Origin of the sequence: Streptomyces sp. NPDC088553 (assembly GCF_044752965.1) — a bacterium.
Taxonomy (GTDB): Bacteria; Actinomycetota; Actinomycetes; order Streptomycetales; family Streptomycetaceae; genus Streptomyces.
On record NZ_JBIVMG010000001.1, the window covers coordinates 683,361 to 703,455 of the forward strand.

Here is a 20,095-nt window from a genome sequence, read left to right on the forward strand (position 1 = left end):
GGGTCAGGACTCCTTGGGCGAAGTGCGGGACGACGTACGGGGACCGCGGGTCTTGCGGGCGGGGTCCGGAGCGCCGGGTGTGCTGGTCGGCGCCGTTCCGGCCCGGGAGAGGGCGAGCAGCAGGGCCCAGGTGATGACGAGGCTGAGCAGGGACACGGCCACCGACATACGGGCGTGGGCACCGGAGATGGAGACGATCCACACCGCGAAGGGCCGGAAGCCGAGCAGCGAGGCGATGGTGAACTCGCCGAGGACCAGGGCCAGGGTGAGGAACGCGGCGCCCGCGAGGGAGGAGCGCAGGTTGGGCAGGATGACGCGGAACATCACGTACACCCAGCTCGCCCCGCAGTTGCGCGCGGCCTCGACGAGCGTGGGGACGTCGACGGCGCGCAGCCCGGCGTCGAGGGACCGGTAGACGAACGGCAGGGCCATCACCGTGTACGCGAGGACCAGGACGAACGGGAAGTTCTCGTTCTGCACCGCGAGGAAGGTCTGGTAGAGCGGGGTCCGCGAGAGGTGGTCGGGGCCCCAGCGCAGGACGGTGCTGATGCCGGTGACGAGCGCGATGGGCGGCACCACCAGCGGCAGCATGCACATCACCTCGACGACCGGCCGCAGCCGGGGCGCCCCGAGCCGTACGGCCACCAGGGCGGGCACGGCGAGCAGCAGCGCGAGGACGATCGTCGCGGCCGCGAGGCCCAGGGAGAGCAGGAGGCTCTCGGTGAAGCCGTCGGCGGCGAGCAGCGCGGTGTACGCCTCGAAGGAGACGCCCTGGCCGGGCGTGTGCACGGTGAAGACGAACGAGGCGATCAGCGGGATGAGGAAGTAGGCGCCGCCGAGGCCGAGGACGGCTCCGCGCCAGACGCGGGGCCGGCGCCGGGCCCTGGCGGGGGCGGCCGGCGGGGCCGTGCCGGCGTCGTCCGTGCCGGGTTTCGGTGCGGCCTCCCGGGCGGTGGGGGTCATCGCAGCCATCGGGCGCTCCTGCGCTGGAGGGGGAGGTGGACGGCCATGACGAGTCCGGCGATGAGGATCATGTCGAGGCCGAGGGCGAGGGCGACGTTCTCCTGGCCGACGAGGACGTTCCCGGAGAGGGCGTCCGCGATCTTGAGGGTGACCAGGGGGACGGAGCCGCCGACGAGCGCCGCCGCGGTGGCGTGCGCGGCGAAGGCGCTGCCGAAGAGCAGCACGAATCCGCCGAGCAGGGACGGCGCGAGGACGGGGATGCCGACGTGGCGCCAGTACTGCCATCCGCCCGCGCCCGCGTTCTGCGCGGCCTCGCGCCACTGGGGGCGCAGTCCGTCGAGCGCGGGGAGGATCACCAGGACCATGAGCGGGATGAGGAAGTACAGGTAGACCACGGCGAGGCCGGTGAACGAGTACAGGTTCCAGCCGAGGCTGGTCAGGTCGGCGAGCTGGGTGACGACGCCGGAGATGCCGAGGGTCGCGATGAACGCGAACGCGAGGGGGACTCCGCCGAAGTTGGCGAGGACGCCGGAGGCGGTCAGGACGGCGTTGCGCAGTGCCCGGGAGCGGGAGGTGACGACGGCCTGGGCGATGAGGACGCCGAGGACCGAGGCGATGAGCGCGGTGAGGGCGGAGAGCTGGACGCTGCCGATGAGGGAGCCGAGATAGGGGCCCTGGAGGGAGCGGCTGAGGTGCTCGCCGGTGAGGGCGGTGGTGCCGGTGCCGGGGTCGGTGCGGGTCACGGCGCCGTACAGGAGGGCGCCGAGCGGCAGGCCGAAGCACAGCCCGGTGAAGGCGATGAGGGGGAGGGCGGCGAGCCAGGTGCGCGGGCCGCGCCGCCGGCGGCGGGTGCCGCCGGCGGGTCCCCCGGTGGGGGTGGAGGGGGCGGAGGTCATCAGGAGACGGCCTTGTCCCACTTCTCGGCGAGGGTGGCCTTGGCCTTGTCGAGCTCGGCGGAGGCCGGGAAGGCGGGGGTGCCGGTGACGGCGGGCAGCTTGGCGACGAAGGTCTTGTCGGCGGTGCCGTCGGCGGTCATGGCCGGGAGCAGCACCGGGCGGGCGTAGCCCTTGAGCCAGAGGTTCTGGCCCTCGGCGCTGTAGAGGTACTCCATCCACAGGCGGGCGGCCGCGGGGTGCGGGGCGTCCTTGTTGATGGCCTGCGAGTAGAACTGGGCGTACACGCCGTCGGTGGGCACGGCGACCTGCCAGTCGACGCCCTTGTCCTTGAACTGGTCGGCGTAGCCGGCGTTCAGGTAGTCCCAGTCGATGCTGATGGGCGTCTCGCCCTTCTCGACCGTGGCCGGGGTGGACTCGACGGGGATGAAGTTGCCGCTCTTCTTCAGCGTGCCGAAGAAGTCGATGCCGGGCTGGATGTCGGCGAAGGAGCCCTTGTTGGCGAGGGCCGCCGCGTACACGCCGCCGAAGGCGGAGCCGGACTTGGTCGGGTTGCCGTTGAGGGCGACCTTGCCCTTGTACTCCGGCTTGAGCAGGTCGGTGAAGGTCTTGGGGCAGTTCGGGATGCGCTTGGCGTCGCAGCCGATGGAGACGTAGCCGCCGTAGTCGTTGTACCAGCGGCCGGCCTCGTCCTTCTGGGCGGCGGGGATCTTGTCCCAGGCCTCGACCTTGTACGGGGCGAAGAGGCCCTCCTCGGCGCCGCTGCGGGCGAAGGCGATGCCGAGGTCGAGGACGTCGGGGGCGCGCTTCTGGCCCTTGCGGGACTTGACGGCGGCGATCTCGTCGGCGCTCGCGGCGTCCGGGTTCTCGCTCTCGATCTTGATGCCGTACGTGGTCTCGAAGGTCTTGATCAGTTCGCCGTAGTTGGCCCAGTCCGGCGGGAGCGCGATGACGTGGAGGGCGCCTTCCTGCTTGGCCGCCTTGACGAGGGCGTCCATGCCGCCGAAGTCCTTGGCCGACGCCGCGGTGGCCGCCTTGGCACCGTCGCCCTTGGCCCCGGCCTCACCCTCGGGTGCGGCGCCACAGGCGGTGACGGTGGTCAGGACGGTGACGCCGAGCAGCACGGCGGCACCGCGGAGGGGGGTTCTGCGCACGGGTTCTCCCAGAAGCGAGTGAAGGAACTTGTCTGAACAAGCCGCCCTTAGTTCGCCCTTACATCCTGTCCGAAGAATGAACGGAGCATGACCGGATCCGGGCGCCTCCCGGAAGAGCCGGGTGCGGTGAACACCAGGTGAATGCAGTGAACTTGGACCTACCGGGGAACTCACCGCGAGGCCGTCCGGTCGGGTTAGGCTGACCTCTGCACCACACACACCGTGACCAGCTGTGCACAGTCACACACCGCGATACGCAGCCACACGCGAGAAGGGGGATGCCGTGACGGCGCTCTACGTGGAGATCGCGGAGGGACTCCGCCGCTCGATCCTCAGCGGCGAGTACGCCGTCGGTGCCCGCCTGCCCTCCGAGAGCGACCTCGCCACCCGCTGGGCCGCGTCGCGCGGCACGGTACGCCAGGCCGTCGCCCTCCTCACCTCCGAAGGGCTCATCGGGTCACGCCAGGGGGCCCGCCGCATCGTCCTCCGCAGGGAGCGCCGGCACAGCTTCGCCGAGCTCCACAGCTTCGCCCAGTGGGCGCGGACCATGGGCTACCAGGCGACCAGCCGCTTCCTCCACCGGGAACGCCGTACGGCCACCCCCGAGGAGGCGCGCCGGCTCGTCCTGCCGGAGGGGGCGGGGGTCCTGGACGTCCTGCGCCTGCGGCTCCTGGACGGCGAACCCGTCATGGTGGAACGCACGGCGTACGCGGGCTGGGTCGCCCCGACGGTGGAGGCGCTGCCCGTCGACTGCGCCTCGATCATGGACAGCATGGCGGAGGAGGCCGGGATCGTCGCGCACTACGGCGAGCACCTCATCGACGCCGTCCCGGCCGGCAGCGACGACGCCCGGCTGCTCCGGGTCCGCCGGGGAAGCCCGCTGCTGCGCCAGCGGCACCTGACCAGCAACCCGGACGGCCGCCCGATCGAATGGACCGAGGACCGCTACCGCGCGGGCAGCGTCACCTTCAACGTGAGCAACTCGGTGGGCACGGCGCCGCTGGTCAGGGACCCGGGCTCGCTGTTGATGTGACCCGTGCGGGCTCCTCGCCCGGAAACGACGAAGTGGTGGCCGGGATCGCTCCCGACCACCACTTCGCACGACGAGTCGTCGTGTCCGAGGGGGGACTTGAACCCCCACGCCCGATAAAGGGCACTAGCACCTCAAGCTAGCGCGTCTGCCATTCCGCCACCCGGACAAGGTGTGCGTCGCGGTGAGTGATGATCACCCCCAGCGACAAGATGAATATATCAGGGCTCTGACCTGCACTTCACCCCCGTTTCGCCGCAACCTCCCACCGGACGTACCGCAATGGTCTCTTTACGGAGCGTGACCCGCGGTGATTCGCTGCCGACATGCCATTCCAGAACTACGGCGTGCTCGTCGGGACCCTCAACGACCACTTCCGGGACGACGCGGACGACCAGGGACGCTGGTTCCACGTCAATCTGAAGGTGGACGCGCCCGCCGGGCAGTACCACTGCGCCATCGACGTCGACAGCCACAAGTCCAACGTGGGGGTGCGGTGGAAGACCTTCACGCTGAAGGCCTCCCTGGTCGGGCCGGCCGCCGCCCTCTCCCCCGGCTACCTCGACCTCGCGCCCACCCCCGACTCCGGCGCCATGGACTACCTGCGCCACCCGGAGCTGGTGGACCACACCGGGGTCCTCTTCGAGCGCCGTCCCCCGTCCTGGCTCCAGGAGCTCCTCGACCTGCTGGGCTCGCGACCGTGGCAGGCGGGCTCCAACGAGGACGCCGCGGACGCGCTGGAGCCGATGCTCGTGCCGGGGCGGCGCACGCTCGTCTTCGGCGAACCGTTCGTCGACGACGACGAGGGACGCCTCGGCATGCACAACATCCACCAGAACCAGGGGGACCCCTTCGGCTCCCAGTGGTGGCCGGAGAACGGCATCTGGCAGGACGGCGCGACGCTCACCCGGCGCCCGGACGGCCGGTACGACGTCTTCCTGAACAAGTTCTCCAGCCAGGCGGCGCGGACGGACAGCGCGGGGCACCCGCTCGCCTGACAGGGGCGGGTGCGCGCACGAAACGGGGCCGGGGCGAGCAACGCCCCGGCCCCGTCGGCCCGTCGGCCCCGTTCCGACGGGACCTTACGGTGCCATCTCGTACGTGCCGGACAGCGCCTCGACGCGCTGCCAGACCCGGCCCGAGCGGGCCTCGTCGACGACCGGGCGCCGGACGGCCCCCAGAGCCCACGTCTGCTGCTGCTCGGTGGCGGAGTCCTTGCCGTGCAGCTCGATCGCGTGGGCGGAGAAGTCCCGTACGAGCACGGCGAACAGCTCGTCGAGGACGTCCTCGTCGAGACCCGTCAGGCGGGCCTGCTCCAGGACCAGCTGGCCGTGCACGACGAGCGCGAAGAGCTGGCCGACGGCGAGGAGGAGGTCGAGGTCGCGACTCTGCTCCTCGTCCGGCGCGGCGGTGCGGACGAACTCGCAGAGGGCGTCGGCCTGTTCGCGGAAGCGGGCGACGTTCGGCACGCCGGCGAACGTGTCGTACGCCGGGCGCCAGTCGTGGAAGCGGACGGAGCCCAGACCACGGGCCGGCCCCTGCCGGAAGAGGAAGGTGTCGTCGGCCGCGTCCAGGCGCGTCGGTACGGGCTCGTAGTCGGCCGGCGCGAGGAGGTGGTTGCGCATGAACTTCAGGATCAGCGCCAGGTTGACGTGGACCGTGCCCTCCAGCTTCGGCAGGCCGCGGATCTCGACGGCCGCCTGGGCGAAGTAGTTGTCCTTCTCGAAGCCCTTGGCGGCGATGACGTCCCACATCAGGTCGATGACCTTCTCGCCCTCCGTGGTCACCTTCATCTTCGTCATCGGGTTGAAGAGGAGGTAGCGGCGGTCGTCGGGACCGGCGGAGCGGAAGTAGTCGACGGCGCGGTCGCTGAACAGCTTCATGCCGACGAGCCGGACGTACGCGTCGGCCAGCTCGCGCCGCACGTGCGGGAAGGCGGTGACGGGGCGGCCGTAGAGGATGCGGTTCTGGGCGTGGGTGACGGCCTCGTACATCGCGTGCTCGCAGATGCCGATCGAGGCGGTGCACAGGTTGAACTTGCCGACGTTGACGGTGTTGAGGGCGGCGTCGAAGGCGGCGCGCCCGGTGTGCAGGACGTCCTCGGCGGCGACCGGGTAGTCCTCCAGACGGAACTCGCTGACGAACTTCGAGGAGTCGACGACGTTCTTGACGAGGTGGTACGCCGGGTGGCGGCTGTCGGCGGCGAAGAAGACGTAGCCGTCGGGGCCCTCGACGTCGGTGCGGCGGCCGAAGACGGAGACGAGTCCGGCGGCGTTGCCGTTGCCGATGTAGTACTTCGAACCGGTGGCACGGAAGCCGCCGTCCGCCTCGGGCTCCAGGAGCATGTCGGTGGAGTAGATGTCGGCGCCGTGGGTCTTCTCGGAGAGACCGAAGGCGAACACCTCGCCCTGGGCGAGGAGTTCGGCGGCGCGGGCGCGGGCGGCGGCGTTGTCGCTCTGCCAGACCGGGCCGAGGCCGAGGATGGTGACCTGCCAGGCGTACCAGTAGTCGAGTCCGTAGAAGCCGAGGATCTCGTTGAGGGCGGCGATACGGGCGGTGTCCCAGCGCTTGTCCTGCCCGCCCTCGGAGGCGTCGGCCCCCGCCTCGGCGGACGGCGTCAGGAAGGTCTCGAACAGGCCCTCCTTGGCGGAGAAGGCGAGGAAGTCTCCCAGCCACGCCCGCGTGCGGTAGTCCTCGATGATCCGGCGCTTGCCGCGCGCCTCGAACCAGTCGACGGTGGCACGGAGCAGCCGCCGGGTCTCGGGGTCGAAGTGCGCCGGGTCGTAGGTGTGCGGGTTGAACAGCAGCGAGTCGGCCATGGGCTCCGTCTTTCGGTCCGGTGGGATGAGGTGAAGCGGCGTGGAGTGCGTGGGGGTGCGCTGGGCGCGGCGGTCGTGGCGGTTCGGGGGCGCGTCTCAGCGCGCGGCGGCCAGCCGGTGGAGGGTGGCGAGGACGTCGTCGAGCCAGGCCAGCGTCATCCGCTCGTACGCGATGCCACCGCGCAGGACGACGTGCTGGAGCTCCCGGCCGGCGTCGAGCGGGCCGTCGGCGGCCGGCGCCTCGTCCGTACCCGGGAAGTCGCGTTCCTCGCCGGCCAGGTAGTGGGCGAGGCGCTCGGTGTGCGCGCGCCGGTGCCGCTCGACCTCGTGGATCAGCGCGGCCGGGTCGTCGAAGGCCGCGCCCCGGATCTTCACGGCGAGGTCGTGCCGGATGCTCTCGGGCTCGATGGGTTCGTGGATCCAGCTGGACAGCACGGCCTGGCCCAGGTCCGCGACGGTGTACTCCTTCTTGTCCGGACGGCCCTGCTGCGGCACGTCCCGGACGTCGACCCAGCCGTCGCTCTCCATCCGCTTGAGCACGCGGTAGATCTGCTGATGGCTGGCCGTCCAGAAGTACCCGATGGACCGCTCGAAGCGCCGGGCCAGCTCGTAGCCGGATCCGGGCTTCTCCAGGAGGGACACGAGAATCGCGTGTTCGATCGCCACACCCGGAATCCTTCTATGCAACTCGTTGCATAGGCAAGCGTGACCGCCCGGGTGAGACGCGGCTCACCCGGGCGGTCTCACCTCCGGTCGGCGGCCCTGTCGAGTTCCTCGTCGAGGGCCATCGCGGCGGTGATGAGGGCGAGGTGGGTGAACGCCTGCGGGAAGTTGCCGAGTTGTTCGCCGGTGGGGCCGATCTCCTCCGCGAAGAGGCCGACGTGGTTGGCGTACGTGAGCATCTTGTCCATCGCGAAGCGGGCCTGGTCGAGGCGGCCGGCTCGGGCGAGGGCCTCCACATAGAGGAAGCTGCAGAGCGAGAAGGTGCCCTCGGAGCCGCGCAGTCCGTCGGGGGACGCCTCGGGGTTGTAGCGGTAGACGAGACTGTCGGTGACGAGTTCGCGGTCCATGGCGTCGAGCGTGGACAGCCACGACGGGGCCCTCGGCGAGATGAAGCCGACGAGCGGCATGAGCAGCAGGGACGCGTCGAGCACCTCGCTGTCGTAGTGCTGGACGAAGGCCTTGCGCTCGGGATTCCAGCCGCGTTCCATGACCTGGACCAGGATCGCGTCGCGCTGCGCGGTCCAGTGCGCGAGGTCGGCGGGGCGGGCGTACTCGTGGGCGAGACGGATGCCCCGGTCCAGGGCCACCCAGCACATCATCCGGCTGTACGTGAAGTCCTTGCGGCCGCCGCGGGTCTCCCAGATGCCCTCGTCGGGGCGGTCCCAGTTGTCGCAGAGCCAGTCGAGGAGCGCCGAGAACCCCTTCCACCCCTCGTAGCCGGCGAGTTCCGCCAGATCCGGCGAGTGGGTCATCGCGTAGGCGAACTCGCCGTAGATGTCGAGCTGGAGCTGGTCGGCGGCACCGTTCCCGGCCCGCACGGGGTAGGAGCCGCGGTAGCCGGACAGGTGCGGCAGGATCTCCTCGGACAGCCGGGGGTCGCCGTCGACCCGGTACATGATCTGCATCGGCTCGCCGCCCGGCGCGCGCGGTGCGCGGCCGCGGCCGCCGAGCCAGCGGCGGAAGGCGTCGGCCTCCTCGACGTATCCGAGGTCGAGCAGGACCCGCACCGAGAACGACGCGTCACGGATCCAGGTGTAGCGGTAGTCCCAGTTCCGCTCGCCGCCGATCTGCTCGGGGAGCCCCATGGTGGCGGCGGCGATCGGGGCGCCGGAGGGGGCGTAGATGAGCAGCTTGAGCGTGATGGCCGAGCGGTTGACCATGCTCTGCCAGCGGCCCCGGTAGCGGCACCGGCGCATCCATCCGTGCCAGAAGAGGCGGGTCTCCTCCAGTTCCGCCTGTACGGTCTCCTCGGTGATCGGCTCGGGGGCGGCGGCCCCCGGGACGGAGGTCTCCAGGACGATTCCGGCGGTCTGGCCGTGCCGGAGGGTGACGGTGGCGCGCACGTCCTGCCCGTCGGCCTCCAGGGGGACGCTGCTCCGGAGGTGGACGTCGAGGCCGGGGCCGTGGAAGGTGGCGGCGGCGCCGTCGAGCGCGAGGGTGTGCGGCGCGCGCCCGTAGTCGAAGCGCGGCCGGCACGTGACGTCGAAGGTGAGGGTGCCGCGCACGACGCGCAGGGCCCGCACGAGGCGGTGCCGGTCGGTGGGTACGTCCGGCCGGTCGTTCACCGGCATGAAGTCGACGACCTCGCCCACCCCCTCCGGGGTGAGGAACCGGGTGATCAGGACGGCCGTGTCGGGCAGGTAGAGCTGGCGGACGGTGACGTCGGCGTGCGCGGGGGCGATGGTGAAGTGGCCGCCGCGCTCCTGGTCGAGCAGTGAGGCGAAGATGCTCGGCGAGTCGAACCGTGGCGCGCAGAACCAGTCGACGGCGCCGTCGGCGGAGATCAGGGCGGCGGTCTGCAGGTCGCCGATCAGGCCGTGGTTGGCGATCGGGGGGTACTCGGGCACGCGCGACCTCGATTTCTCCCGCGGCTCCGGGCCTACGGCATCGCCTCGGCGCCGCTCCTCGGGTCCACTCCTGACGCCTCGGCGCCACTGCTCGCTGACACCTCGGCGCCGCTCCTCGGGTCCACGCAACCGGTACCCGGTCGTCCCGGCAACGCGGAGGGACCGACCGGGCGAACCCCGGCGTCTCCCCGGCCTCCTCCGTGCGCACTCCCTTCCCCACTGTCCGACCGGTCGGTATGTTGCCGGTGACGCTGCCCGCGACTGCCGAGTTCTCCTGGAGGACACCATGCGAGAGACCCCGCCGGCCGAGGGGCACTGCGACCCCCGGTTCGCCGCCGTACGGGAGGCCTTCGAGGACAACTTCCGTACGAGGGACGAGCTCGGGGCCGCCGTGACGGTCCAGGTCCACGGCGAGGCCGTGGTCGACCTGTGGGCCGGCTGGGCGGACGCCGCCCGCACGCGCCCGTGGGAACACGACACCGTGGTCAACGTCTGGTCCACGACCAAGGGCGTGACCGCGCTCTGCGCCCATCTGCTCGCGGACCGGGGACTGCTCGACCTGGACGCGCCCGTCGCCGCCTACTGGCCGGAGTTCGCCGCCGCCGGCAAGGAGAAGCTTCCCGTACGCCATCTCCTCTCGCACCGCGCCGGGCTGTCCGGCCTGCGCGAGCCGCTCACGCTCGCCGAGTTCTACGACTGGGAGGTGACGACGGCCCGGCTCGCGGCGACGGAACCCTGGTGGGAGCCCGGCACCCGGTCCGGCTACCACGCCATGACGTACGGCTTCCTGGTCGGCGAGGTGATCCGGCGGATCACGGGACGGCTGCCCGGAGCCTTCCTCCACGAGGAGATCACGGGGCCCCTCGGGATCGACTTCACGATCGGCCTGCCGGAGAAGGAGGCGGGCCGGGCCGCCGAACTCGTCCACCCCCGCACCTCGTCCGCGAGCGAACAGGCGGCGTTCTTCGCCCAGTTGGAGCCCGCTGCGCAGGCCGCCCTGGCCAACCCGCTGGTCGGCGTCACCGAGGCCAACAGCCCCGAGTGGCGCGCCGCCGAGCTGCCCGCGGCCAACGGTCACGGGACGGCGCGCGCGGTCGCCCGGCTGTACGGCCTCCTCGCCGGGCTCGGCGGGCCGGACGAGCAGAGGATCCTCTCCGCGACGGCCGCCGAGAGGGTCCGCGAGGGGCAGGGGGCCTGCCGGGACCTGGTCCTGGGGGCGGGCTTCACACACGACACGGAGTGGGGCCTCGGCCTCTGGCTGAGCGGCCCCCATGCCTCGTACGGCCCGAATCCGCGCGCGTTCGGCCACGACGGCTTCGGCGGATCCTGCGGCCTGGCGGACCCGGAGTCGGGGGTCTCCATGGGGTACGTGATGAACCGCATGGGCCCGCACATCGCCGACGACCCCCGGAAGACGGCCCTGGTCGAGGCGGTGTACGCGGCGCTCTGACGGCGGTCCACGACGGGAACCGGCCATTCGGTCGGCCTGGACGGAGGGCACGATTCCGGCATTGAGGGGCGCCCACGGCTGGACCACGAGCGCATGGACGCCCTTCTCGCCGCCGCCGAAGACCCTGCCCGTCCCCCCGCCGCCCGGTCGGGAGCGCGACCGGATCTGTGCGGGTGCTACTCCCCCGGCGAGCGTCCGGCGCTCCATCCGTCGGGCCACGGCGGCGATGACACGGGAGGCGCCGGACCGGGAGGCACGGAAGGGGCTGAACTGGGGAATCGGTACGATCCCTTCCGCTTCTCACGCGACTCGGATCACCCGCAACTCACGCTGTTCGGTGGCGCCTTGAAAGAGCATCAGTAAATTTCTGTAAGCATGTGCACACCCTCACCCGGCCACCCTCCCCGCAACACCCGCCCCGGCCCGAGGGACACCTCCCGACGCTCGAACCCCATGAACGCGCGTAGATAGTCCGAAAGGCGTCCTTGTCGCCAGGCCCCCCGGATTCGAGGATTCCCCTGTCGAGATTGACAGGTCCATGGCGAGCCAGACTCCCTCGTCAGGGACCGGCCCGCTCGACGCCGAAGGGATCGCCCACCCAGCGATTCCCCCCACTCCCCCCACCGGAGGATCCAGTGAACCTCAAGCGTCTGTCCCCCTTCGGCGGCGCGGTCAAGGGCGCACGGCTGATCGCCGTCGCCTCCGCCCTGCTCGCCGCCTCGGCGCTCGCCGTCCCCGCCTCGTCCGCCGCCACGACCGTGGAAGGCCGGGCGACCGCCGCCCAGCTCGCCGTGGCCGACCAGGCCGTGCGCGGTGCCGACGTCCCCGGCACCGCGTGGTACACCGACCAGGCGACCGGGAAGATCGTCCTCACCGCCGACTCCACGGTCTCCGCCGCCGAGATCGCCAAGATCAAGAAGGCGGCGGGCGACCGTGCCGCCAGCCTGGAGATCAAGCGGACGCCCGGCACGTTCAACAAGCTCATCGCGGGCGGCGAGGCCATCTACGCGGGCGGCGGGCGCTGCTCGCTCGGCTTCAACGTCCGCAGCGGCTCCACCTACTACGCCCTGACCGCCGGTCACTGCACCAACATCGGCAGCACCTGGTACACGAACTCGTCCAGCACCACGGTGCTCGGCACCCGGGCCGGCACCAGCTTCCCGACCAACGACTACGGCATCATCCGGCACTCCAACGCCTCGGCGGCGGACGGCCGGGTCTACCTCTACAACGGCACCTACCGCGACATCACCGGCGCGGGCAACGCCTCCGTCGGCCAGTCGGTGCAGCGCAGCGGCAGCACCACCGGTCTGCGCGGCGGAACCGTCACCGGTCTCAACGCGACCGTCAACTACGGCGGTGGCGACATCGTCTACGGCCTGATCCAGACCAACGTCTGCGCCGAGCCCGGCGACAGCGGCGGCGCGCTCTTCTCCGGCACGACGGCGCTCGGCCTCACCTCCGGCGGCAGCGGCAACTGCTCCAGCGGCGGCACGACGTTCTTCCAGCCCGTGACGGAGGCGCTGAGCGCGTACGGCGTGAGCGTCTTCTAACCACGCCGTGAGCACTTCCGGCGCAGGCGTCAGCGTCTACTGACCTCTCCGCCCGCGCCGCACACCCAGGCCGGCGGTCCCTCGGGGCCGCCGGCCGTCGGCCGTTCTCCGCGTCAGCGATCCAGTTCCTTGTGGGCGGTCTCCGGCAGCCGGAAGTACACCGCCGAGGAGACGAGGCACAGGGCGGCCACGTACCAGGGGAAGACACCGGGGACGTCCCACTCCTTGAACAGCGTGCCGACATACGGTGCCGTGCCGCCGAAGAGCGCCACCGTCAGCGAGTACGGGAAGCCGATCCCGGCCGCCCGCACGCGCGCCGGGAACATCTCGGCGTTCACGGCGGCCGAGATCGAGGTGAAGCCGGTCAGCAGCACCATGCCCGCGCACTGCACCAGGAGGAGGGAGAGGAACGAGCCGTCGAGCGCGCGCAGCAACGGCACGGCGAGGACCGCGAAACCGATGCCGAAGAAGAGCAGGGACGGCTTGCGGCCGAAACGGTCGGAGAGCAGGCCGCCGACCGGTTGCAGCAGCGCGAAGAACGCCAGGGAGAGGGTCCCCGCCAGCAGCGCGTCCGCCTTGTCGAGGCCGGTGTTGAGTTCCGCGTACGTCGGCAGGTAGGAGGTCCACGTGTAGTACGCGAGGGTGCCGCCGGCCGTGATGCCGCCGATCAGCAGCGAGGCACGGGGGTGGTGGCGCAGGGCCTCGAAGAGCCCGGGGCGGGGAGCCTCGCGCTGGGCGACGCTCCGGGTCTCCTCGGCGCCCCGGCGGATCCAGAAGCCGGCGAGGCTGAACACCGCACCGAGCAGGAACGGGATCCGCCAGCCCCAGCCGTTCATCCGGTCCTCACCGAGCTGGCTGACCAGCAGGGCGGCGATGCCGGAGGCGGCCAGCTGCCCCGCGGAGGTGGAGACGTACTGGAAGGAGGAGAACAGACCGCGCCGGCCGGGTCCCGCCGACTCGACGAGGAAGGTGGTCGAGGCCGCGAACTCCCCTCCCACGGACAGGCCTTGGAGGAGCCGGGCGATCACGAGCACGACGGGGGCGAGGACGCCGGCCGCGGCGTACGTCGGGGTGAGGCCGACCAGCAGGCTGCTGCCGCCCATGAGCAGGATCGTCGCGGTGAGGGCGGTGCGCCGGCCGCGCCGGTCGGCGAGCGCACCCATGAGGAGTCCGCCGACGGGGCGCATGAAGAAGCCGACGGCGAAGACGGCGAAGGTCGACAGGAGGGGGACGAGGGAGTTCCCCGAGCCCTTGGGGAAGACCTGGTTCGCGAGGTAGGCGGCCAGGAAGGTGTACGCGTACCAGTCGTACCACTCCACCGCGTTGCCGACGGAGGCGGCGAGCAGCTGCCGTAACGGGCGCCGGGTGGAGGGAGGTTGCGGCGGTGTCGCGGGATCGCTGGAGGCTGTCGTGGTGGCGCGGGACGTGGAGTCGTGGTGCGCGGGAGGCGTGTCGGTCATGATCACGCCCTGCCCCGACTCGCCCCGCCGTACGCTTCAGTCGACCGGCCAGGTGTGCGCCGGCGCGTTCAGATGCATGTACTCGATGTACTGCTGTGTCATCCGCCGCAGCGCCTGATGCCGGTCCGCGTGGTCGATGTCATGGATGTGGTGGAACATCTCGGACTGCCACTGCGCGCCGTTGCGACCGCTGACGCACCGCTGCTCGATGACGCCGAGGAGCGGCTCCCGCCGGGACGCCTCCAGGCCCATCCGTTCGAGGCCGCGGTCCGCGAGCGGCAGCAGGCGCCGCAGCACCAGCTCGGTCACCGGGACCTCGCCCATCCCCGGCCAGTACACCTGCGCGTCGATGCCGTGACGGGCGGCGGTGTGCAGGTTGTCCTCAGCGGCCGCGAAGGACATCCGTGACCAGACGGGCCGGTCCTCGTCGACCAGGGCCCGGATCAGGCCGTAGTAGAGCGCGCCGTTCGCCAGCGTGTCGGCCACGGTGGGGCCGGCGGGGAGCACCCTGTTCTCCACGCGGAGGTGCGGGACGCCGTCGACCACGTCGTAGACGGGGCGGTTCCAGCGGTAGACGGTGCCGTTGTGGAGGGTGAGCTCGGACAGGCCCGGGGTGCCGCCCGCGTCGAGGGTCTCCTCCGGGTCCTCGTCGTCGCACAGGGGCAGCAGGGCCGGGAAGTAGCGCGCGTTCTCCTCGAAGAGGTCGAAGACGGAGGTGATCCAGCGCTCGCCGAACCACACCCGCGGCCGCACGCCCTGCACCTTGAGCTCGTCGGGCCGGGTGTCGGTGGCCTGCTCGAAGAGGGGGATGCGCGTCTCGCGCCACAGCTCCTTGGAGAACAGGAACGGCGAGTTCGCCGCCAGCGCGACCTGCACGCCCGCCACGGCCTGCGCGGCGTTCCAGTAGTCCGCGAACTCGTCGGGCGACACCTGGAGGTGGAACTGGGTGCTGGTGCACGCCGCCTCCGGGGTGATCGTCTCCGCGTGGGTGCGCAGCCGCTCCACGCCGTCCACGGAGATCAGCAGGTCCTCGCCGCGGGCGGCGAAGATCTGCTCGTTCAGGAGGTGGTAGCGGGGGTTCTCGGAGAGCGACGCGGGTCCCGCGTCCTTGAGTTCGAGGGTCGGCAGGATGCCGATCATGACCAGATGCGCGCCGATCCCGGCCGCCTGCTGCTCCGCGTGGTTGAGCGCGTCACGGATCTCCTGCTCCCAGGAGTCGGGGCCGCCGCCCGCGCTGAGCCGCCGCGGTTCGAGGTTGATCTCCAGATTGAACCGGCCCAGTTCGGTCGACCACGCGGGATCCGCGATCGCCTCCAGGACGTCGGTGCTGCGCATGGCCGGTTCGCCCGCGGCGTCCACGACGTTCAGTTCGATCTCCAGACCGACCTGCGGCCGCTCGAAGTCGAACCGCGACTCGCGCAGCATCCGCGCGAACACGTCGAGGCACGAGTGCGTCTTGTTCCGGAACCGGCGACGGTCTTCACGGGTGAACTCCAGCGCCGGAACGTCACGTCCCATCGGGCCCTCCCGAGTCTCGTCGGCACGGACCTCCACCATCAAGCGTCCCACTCCCGGGGCCGGCCAACCACCGAAGCGGATCGGAGGCGCCCCAGGGGCGCGCTGGGCGCGGTGGGCACCCGGCGTGCGGTACTCCGGAAAGCCCTCGGTGCGTGTCGGTGCCCGGGCGTAGGCTTCGGTACGCCGCCGGCGAAGCGGGGCGGCACGACAGGACGGGGGCGGGGGCGGATGACGGCTGACGCGGCTGGGACGACGGAGGCGGCTGGAAGGAGCGGGTCGACCGGGGTGGCCGGGACGACCGGTCCCGCCGGCACGGGCGGGACGACATCGACGTGGGGATCGGCCCTCGACTCGGTCGTCGTGTACGCGCAGGGGGCGCTCTGCCGCCGCCTGGCCCGGGGGCCCGTGCCCTCGGACGGCCGGGTGCGCGTCACGGGGCTGCCGCGCTCGCTGGACCCCGGCTCGCTGCGCGCGCGGGTCCTGGGCACCTCCGGGACACGGGTCACCGAGGCGCGGGTGGAGATCGAGGCCGAGCCGCTGGGCACCGTCTCCGGCGCGCCGGAGGAGTTGCGGCGCGAGGTCGAGCGGCTGCGCGACGCGTGCGCGGCGGCGGAGGGCCGTCGCGACCGGCAGCAGGGGCTGATCGCCGAGGTCGCTGGGCTGCGCCCGGTGCCGCCGGCCCGCAAGCGCGACGACCCGCGGCACCGCCGCACCCCGGTCGACGCGTGGCTGGAGCTCGCCGACTTCGTCGACGAGCGGCTCACCGGACTGCACGCCCGGCTCGCCGAGCTGGAGGAGGAGCTGCTCCGGGCCGAGCACGAGCTGTCCGTCGCCACGGACCGGCTCGCCCGTGCTTCCACCGCCACGCCGTCGACGCACGTGCGGACCACGGTGTCCGCGGTCCTGACCCTCGTACGACCGGGCGGTGACGCCGAGGTGGAGGGCGGGCCGCGGGCCGAGGCGGAGCCGGATCTCGAACTGGAGCTGGAGTACGGGGTGCCCGGCGCCGTCTGGGTGCCGGCCTACCGCCTCACCCACCGCCAGGGCGACGGCACCGGCCGCCTGGTGCTGCGCGCCTCGGTCGCCCAGCGCACCGGCGAGGACTGGACCGGGGTACGCATCGCCCTGGCCACCGCCGATCTGCGGCGCCGCACCGACCTGCCGAAGCTCCGCTCGATCCGGATCGGACGCCGTCAGGCGGCCCCCGCTCCCTCCGGCTGGCGCGAGCCTCCGACGGGGCTCGCCGACCTGTTCGCCGGATACGCGGGAGCGGGCCCGCGTCCTCTCACGCCCCGCGCACCCGGGGCGGCCGGGGACGACTACGTCCTGCCCGTCGCCGCCGGGGGCGGTTTCGTACCCGATCCCGTACCGCTGCCGCCGCCGCTGACCGCCGGTGGGCCGCCGATTCCGCCGCCGGCACCGCAGGCCTACGGCGCACCGCCGCCGGCCCCCGGCGGTGGGTACGGCTCGGCCCCCGAGGCCTTCCGACGCGCGGCGTCCCCCGACGCCGCCCGGCGACCGGCCCAGCCCGGCGGCATGCCACGCGGCGGTCAGTCCTTCGCGGGCGCCCCGGCCCCCGCGGCGATGGCCCCCGCCGCTCCCGCGCCGCCCGGCGCCGGGGCGGCACCGCCGCCCCCGCCGCCCGGGCCGCCGCGGCCGAGCGGCGACGAACTCGACTACGCCGCCCTGGTGCTGTCCGGCCCGGACGAACCGAGTGCGCGCCGAGGCCGGCTGTTCCCCGCCTCGTCCTTCGACGCGGTGGCGGCCGAGTACCGCCGTCGCGCCGATGCCGTGGCCTCGCTGCCGCTGCCCGGGCATGCCGTCCGGCCGCGCGAGTCGGCCGGTTCGTTCGACCACCGCTTCGACGCCGCCGCCCGCGCCGACGTGCCGTCGGACGGCACCTGGCACACCGTCACCGTCGGGGAGATCCCGGTCGGTCTGCGCACCGAGTACCTCTGCGTTCCGTCCGTGGAGCAGACCGTGTACGCGACGCTGGTCCTGTCCAACGCCACGGACCAGGCGCTGCTCGCCGGCCCCGTGGAGGTCACCGTCGACGACGACTTCCTCCTCACCACCGCGCTGCCCACCCTCGCCCCCGGCGGCGTACGCCGGGTGGGACTCGGGCCGGCCGAGGGCATCCGGGTCACCCGCCGCACCCACCTCGACGAGTCGACCGCCGGTCTGCGCAACAACATCACCGTGCTCGACCACCGCGTCCACATCGAGCTGGCCAACGGGCTCGCGAGGCCCGCCACGGTCGAGATCCGCGAGCGGGTGCCGGTCACCTCCGACGCCGACGTCCGCATCGAGGAGCGGGCCGGCTGGTCGGCGCCCGAGGACGGCGGAGCGTCCGAGCGGCACGCCCCGGGCACCCGCGTCCGGCGGGTGGACCTGCCCGCCGGTGGCACCACCGCCCTCGACGGCGGTTACGAGATCCGCATCCCGGCCGGCAAAGCCCTGGTCGGCGGCAACCGCAGGAGCTGAGACACACCATGTCCACCGTCTCGAAGACGAGCGCCGGCGACGGCACGGCCGTGCCGTCGTCCCGCGTGCCCGCGGCCCCCGTCCCCGTCACCGCCGCCCCTGTCACCGCCGTCACCTGCCTGGAGGACCGCGCCCACATCGAGCGCGCCGTCGAGCTGGACCTGGCGGGCGGGGTCCAGCGGCTGCGGCTCGGGCCGGTCAGCGCGCTGGCCGTCGACCGTACGCTCCACGCCGAGCTGACCTCGGGCCACCCGGCCACCGTGCTCGACGTGCGCGTCGTCCGCCGCTGGGAGCCGCGCGCGCCGCGGCGGCCGGCCGCCGACGACTCCGCGCTGCGCCACCGCTTCCACGCCCTCGACGAGGAGCGACGGGCTCTGGAGCAGTGGCGCGACCGGCTCCGGACCCGCCTCGACGTGCTCGGCCATCTCGCCGTCGATGTCCTGCGGGACATCGGCGAGGGAGCCGGCTCAGGGGAGGCCGAAGGGCCCCGCTGGATCCGCGAACTGGACCGGGTGGACGCCGAGCGCGACACGTACGGCGAGCGACTCCGTACCGCTGAGGCCCGGTTGTCCGCGCTGGCCGTCGAACTCGGCGAGGTCCGGCGGGCCATGGACGCCACCGAGGAGGAACCCGCCGAGCTGGTGGCCCATGTCGAGCTGACCGTGGAGGCCACGGCCGCCGGGCCGGTCGGGCTGCGCCTGAGCCACCTCGTCCCGTGCGCGCTGTGGCGGCCCGCCTACCGGGCCGTGCTCGACGGCTCCGCCGTGACCCTCGAGACCGACGCGATGGTCTGGCAGCGCACGGGCGAGGACTGGACCGGCGTCGAGCTCACGCTGTCGACCGCCCGGTCGGCGCTGGCCACCGAACCGCCGTCGCTGGGCGAGGACCGGCTGACGCTCAAGGACCGTACGGCGGCGGAGCGGCGCACGGTCGACGTCGAGGTGCGCGAGGAGGACATCAGCGATCTGGGGCCCGTCCCGGTCCTCGGGCTGCCCGGCGTGGACGACGGCGGCGAGACACGGGTGCTGCACTCCCCCGCGCCGGTCTCCGTGCCCTCGGACGGGCGCGCGCACCGGGTGCCGCTCTCCGTCTTCAGCACGGCGGCCGACCGCGAGTACCTCTGCTCGCCCGAGGTGTCTCCGCTGGTCACCCAGGTGGTGCGGTTCGACAACCGGTCCGGGCACGTGCTGCTCGCCGGACCCGTCGACCTGATCCGCGGCAGTGGCTTCACCGGCCGGGGCGCTCTCGAGTTCACCACCCCCGGCGCGCCGGTCGAACTCGCCTTCGGCAGCCGCGACGACCACCGGGTGGTCCGGGAGACGGAGGAGAGCCGGGACACCGCCGGGCTCACCCAGCGGACGGTGGTCACCCGCACGGTCCGGCTGCACGTGTCCCGGTTCTCGGCTCCCGGGGAGTCGGACGACCGGGTGGTCGTGGTCCGGGAGCGGATCCCGGTCTCGGAGGTCTCGGCGGTGGAGGTACGGCTCCGCAAGGAGGCCTGCTCCCCGGCGCCCGACACGGTCGACGCCGAGGGCATCGCCCGATGGGACGTCACCCTGCCGCCCGGCGGCCGGCGCACGATCACGCTGGTGTACGAACTGTCGGCGAGCTCCAAGGTCGCCGGGCTCTGACGGGGGACGACGGCGGTGTACTGGGGGGCTGAGGGCCGAAGGCGGAGGATCGAGGGCGGAGAGCCGGAGGCGGACGTCCGCAGACGGCTGTCCGAAGGCGGAGGTCACCGGGGGGAGTTCGGCGCGTCCGGCGCCCGGCCCGGAGCGCACTCCGGGCACAGCCCCCAGTAGGTGACCTCCGCCTCGGCCACCGTGAAGCCGAACCGTTCCTCGGCCGGGAGGGCGGCCAGCGCGGCCACCGGGTCGCCGGTCGGGTGGACGTCCCGGACGGTGCCGCAGCCGGAGCACACCAGGTGCTGGTGCGGGTGGTGCGCGTTCGGGTCGTACCGTTTCGCGCGGCCGTGGACGGAGACCTCCACGACCTCGCCGAGCCGGCCCAGTTCGCCCAGGATGTTGTAGACGGTCGCCCGGGAGATCTCCGGCAGCCGCTCCGCCGCGCGGGAGTGCACCTCGTCGGCCGTGAGGTGGACGTGCTCGCCGTCGAGGACCTCGGCGACGACACGCCGCTGGGAGGTCATCCGCCAGCCACGCCCCCGCAGCCGCTCCAACAGGTCGCTCATAGGATTTCAC

At 72.5% G+C, this 20,095-nt stretch carries 15 protein-coding genes and 1 tRNA gene; 6 read left to right on the forward strand and 10 right to left on the reverse strand.

Annotated features, from left to right (window positions below; translation table 11 throughout):
* Positions 1–3: 3 nt before the first annotated feature.
* From ACIP8Z_RS03120 to ACIP8Z_RS03130, 3 genes are read right to left on the reverse strand one after another with little or no spacing between them, the layout of a single operon-like run.
* The gene (locus ACIP8Z_RS03120) at positions 4–972 is read right to left on the reverse strand and encodes an ABC transporter permease (RefSeq protein ID WP_402077991.1); all 969 of its coding nucleotides are present in this window, start codon (positions 970–972) and stop codon (positions 4–6) included.
* The gene (locus tag ACIP8Z_RS03125) at positions 960–1,859 is read right to left on the reverse strand and encodes an ABC transporter permease (protein WP_402077993.1); all 900 of its coding nucleotides are present in this window, start codon (positions 1,857–1,859) and stop codon (positions 960–962) included. The genes ACIP8Z_RS03120 and ACIP8Z_RS03125 overlap by 13 nt, the downstream gene beginning before the upstream one ends.
* The gene (locus ACIP8Z_RS03130) at positions 1,859–2,977 is read right to left on the reverse strand and encodes an ABC transporter substrate-binding protein (RefSeq protein WP_402078897.1); all 1,119 of its coding nucleotides are present in this window, start codon (positions 2,975–2,977) and stop codon (positions 1,859–1,861) included. The genes ACIP8Z_RS03125 and ACIP8Z_RS03130 overlap by 1 nt, the downstream gene beginning before the upstream one ends.
* Before the next feature lie 316 nt (positions 2,978–3,293).
* Here ACIP8Z_RS03130 and ACIP8Z_RS03135 point away from each other — a divergent pair, with 316 nt between their 5' ends.
* Complete coding sequence (locus ACIP8Z_RS03135; protein WP_402077996.1) at positions 3,294–4,043, forward strand: GntR family transcriptional regulator; 750 nt, start codon at positions 3,294–3,296, stop codon at positions 4,041–4,043.
* Between the two features lie 81 nt (positions 4,044–4,124).
* On the opposite strand, the gene ACIP8Z_RS03140 is transcribed toward ACIP8Z_RS03135, so the two are convergent.
* A tRNA-Leu gene (locus ACIP8Z_RS03140) sits at positions 4,125–4,209 on the reverse strand.
* Between the two features lie 157 nt (positions 4,210–4,366).
* Here ACIP8Z_RS03140 and ACIP8Z_RS03145 point away from each other — a divergent pair.
* The gene (locus tag ACIP8Z_RS03145; protein ID WP_402077998.1) at positions 4,367–5,038 is read left to right on the forward strand and encodes a DUF2278 family protein; all 672 of its coding nucleotides are present in this window, start codon (positions 4,367–4,369) and stop codon (positions 5,036–5,038) included.
* Between the two features lie 84 nt (positions 5,039–5,122).
* Here the strand turns inward: ACIP8Z_RS03145 and ACIP8Z_RS03150 are convergent, their stop codons facing one another.
* The 3 genes from ACIP8Z_RS03150 to ACIP8Z_RS03160 all read right to left on the reverse strand — a co-directional run bounded on the left by ACIP8Z_RS03150 (position 5,123) and on the right by ACIP8Z_RS03160 (position 9,429).
* A complete protein-coding gene (locus tag ACIP8Z_RS03150) occupies positions 5,123–6,859 on the reverse strand; it encodes an acyl-CoA dehydrogenase family protein (protein ID WP_402078001.1) in 1,737 nt (578 codons plus the stop codon).
* A gap of 96 nt (positions 6,860–6,955) precedes the next feature.
* Complete coding sequence (locus tag ACIP8Z_RS03155) at positions 6,956–7,525, reverse strand: PadR family transcriptional regulator (protein ID WP_402078003.1); 570 nt, start codon at positions 7,523–7,525, stop codon at positions 6,956–6,958.
* Positions 7,526–7,602: 77 nt separating this feature from the next.
* A complete protein-coding gene (locus tag ACIP8Z_RS03160) occupies positions 7,603–9,429 on the reverse strand; it encodes a glycoside hydrolase family 15 protein (RefSeq protein ID WP_402078006.1) in 1,827 nt (608 codons plus the stop codon).
* A 286-nt stretch (positions 9,430–9,715) separates the two neighbouring features.
* Here ACIP8Z_RS03160 and ACIP8Z_RS03165 point away from each other — a divergent pair, with 286 nt between their 5' ends.
* Complete coding sequence (locus ACIP8Z_RS03165) at positions 9,716–10,879, forward strand: serine hydrolase domain-containing protein (RefSeq protein WP_402078009.1); 1,164 nt, start codon at positions 9,716–9,718, stop codon at positions 10,877–10,879.
* Between the two features lie 635 nt (positions 10,880–11,514).
* On the forward strand, positions 11,515–12,432 hold the full coding sequence (locus ACIP8Z_RS03170) for a S1 family peptidase (protein ID WP_402078012.1): 918 nt from the start codon (positions 11,515–11,517) through the stop codon (positions 12,430–12,432).
* 113 nt (positions 12,433–12,545) lie between these two features.
* Here ACIP8Z_RS03170 and ACIP8Z_RS03175 read toward each other — a convergent pair whose 3' ends face one another.
* Positions 12,546–13,892, reverse strand: a complete 1,347-nt coding sequence (locus tag ACIP8Z_RS03175) for an MFS transporter (protein WP_402078014.1) — start codon at positions 13,890–13,892, stop codon at positions 12,546–12,548.
* Positions 13,893–13,928: 36 nt separating this feature from the next.
* A complete protein-coding gene (locus ACIP8Z_RS03180) occupies positions 13,929–15,410 on the reverse strand; it encodes a glutamate--cysteine ligase (protein WP_402078016.1) in 1,482 nt (493 codons plus the stop codon).
* 228 nt (positions 15,411–15,638) lie between these two features.
* On the opposite strand from ACIP8Z_RS03180, the gene ACIP8Z_RS03185 reads away from it, so the two are divergent.
* On the forward strand, positions 15,639–17,894 hold the full coding sequence (locus ACIP8Z_RS03185; RefSeq protein ID WP_402078019.1) for a DUF4139 domain-containing protein: 2,256 nt from the start codon (positions 15,639–15,641) through the stop codon (positions 17,892–17,894).
* 8 nt (positions 17,895–17,902) lie between these two features.
* Entirely contained in the window at positions 17,903–19,525 is a 1,623-nt protein-coding gene (locus ACIP8Z_RS03190; protein ID WP_402078022.1) for a mucoidy inhibitor MuiA family protein, read from the forward strand.
* A gap of 104 nt (positions 19,526–19,629) precedes the next feature.
* Here the strand turns inward: ACIP8Z_RS03190 and ACIP8Z_RS03195 are convergent, their stop codons facing one another.
* On the reverse strand, positions 19,630–20,085 hold the full coding sequence (locus ACIP8Z_RS03195; protein WP_402078025.1) for a Fur family transcriptional regulator: 456 nt from the start codon (positions 20,083–20,085) through the stop codon (positions 19,630–19,632).
* Positions 20,086–20,095: the final 10 nt, after the last annotated feature.

Excerpts from the sequence above, each read along its gene's own strand:
- ACIP8Z_RS03195 (WP_402078025.1), bottom strand. The coding sequence starts at position 20,085 with ATGAGCGACCTGTTGGAGCGGCTGCGGGGGCGTGGCTGGCGGATGACC.
- ACIP8Z_RS03120 (WP_402077991.1), bottom strand. The coding sequence starts at position 972 with ATGGCTGCGATGACCCCCACCGCCCGGGAGGCCGCACCGAAACCCGGC.
- ACIP8Z_RS03190 (WP_402078022.1), top strand. The coding sequence starts at position 17,903 with ATGTCCACCGTCTCGAAGACGAGCGCCGGCGACGGCACGGCCGTGCCG.
- ACIP8Z_RS03125 (WP_402077993.1), bottom strand. The coding sequence starts at position 1,859 with ATGACCTCCGCCCCCTCCACCCCCACCGGGGGACCCGCCGGCGGCACC.
- ACIP8Z_RS03175 (WP_402078014.1), bottom strand. The coding sequence starts at position 13,892 with ATGACCGACACGCCTCCCGCGCACCACGACTCCACGTCCCGCGCCACC.
- ACIP8Z_RS03145 (WP_402077998.1), top strand. The coding sequence starts at position 4,367 with ATGCCATTCCAGAACTACGGCGTGCTCGTCGGGACCCTCAACGACCAC.
- ACIP8Z_RS03165 (WP_402078009.1), top strand. The coding sequence starts at position 9,716 with ATGCGAGAGACCCCGCCGGCCGAGGGGCACTGCGACCCCCGGTTCGCC.
- ACIP8Z_RS03185 (WP_402078019.1), top strand. The coding sequence starts at position 15,639 with ATGACGGCTGACGCGGCTGGGACGACGGAGGCGGCTGGAAGGAGCGGG.
- ACIP8Z_RS03150 (WP_402078001.1), bottom strand. The coding sequence starts at position 6,859 with ATGGCCGACTCGCTGCTGTTCAACCCGCACACCTACGACCCGGCGCAC.
- ACIP8Z_RS03180 (WP_402078016.1), bottom strand. The coding sequence starts at position 15,410 with ATGGGACGTGACGTTCCGGCGCTGGAGTTCACCCGTGAAGACCGTCGC.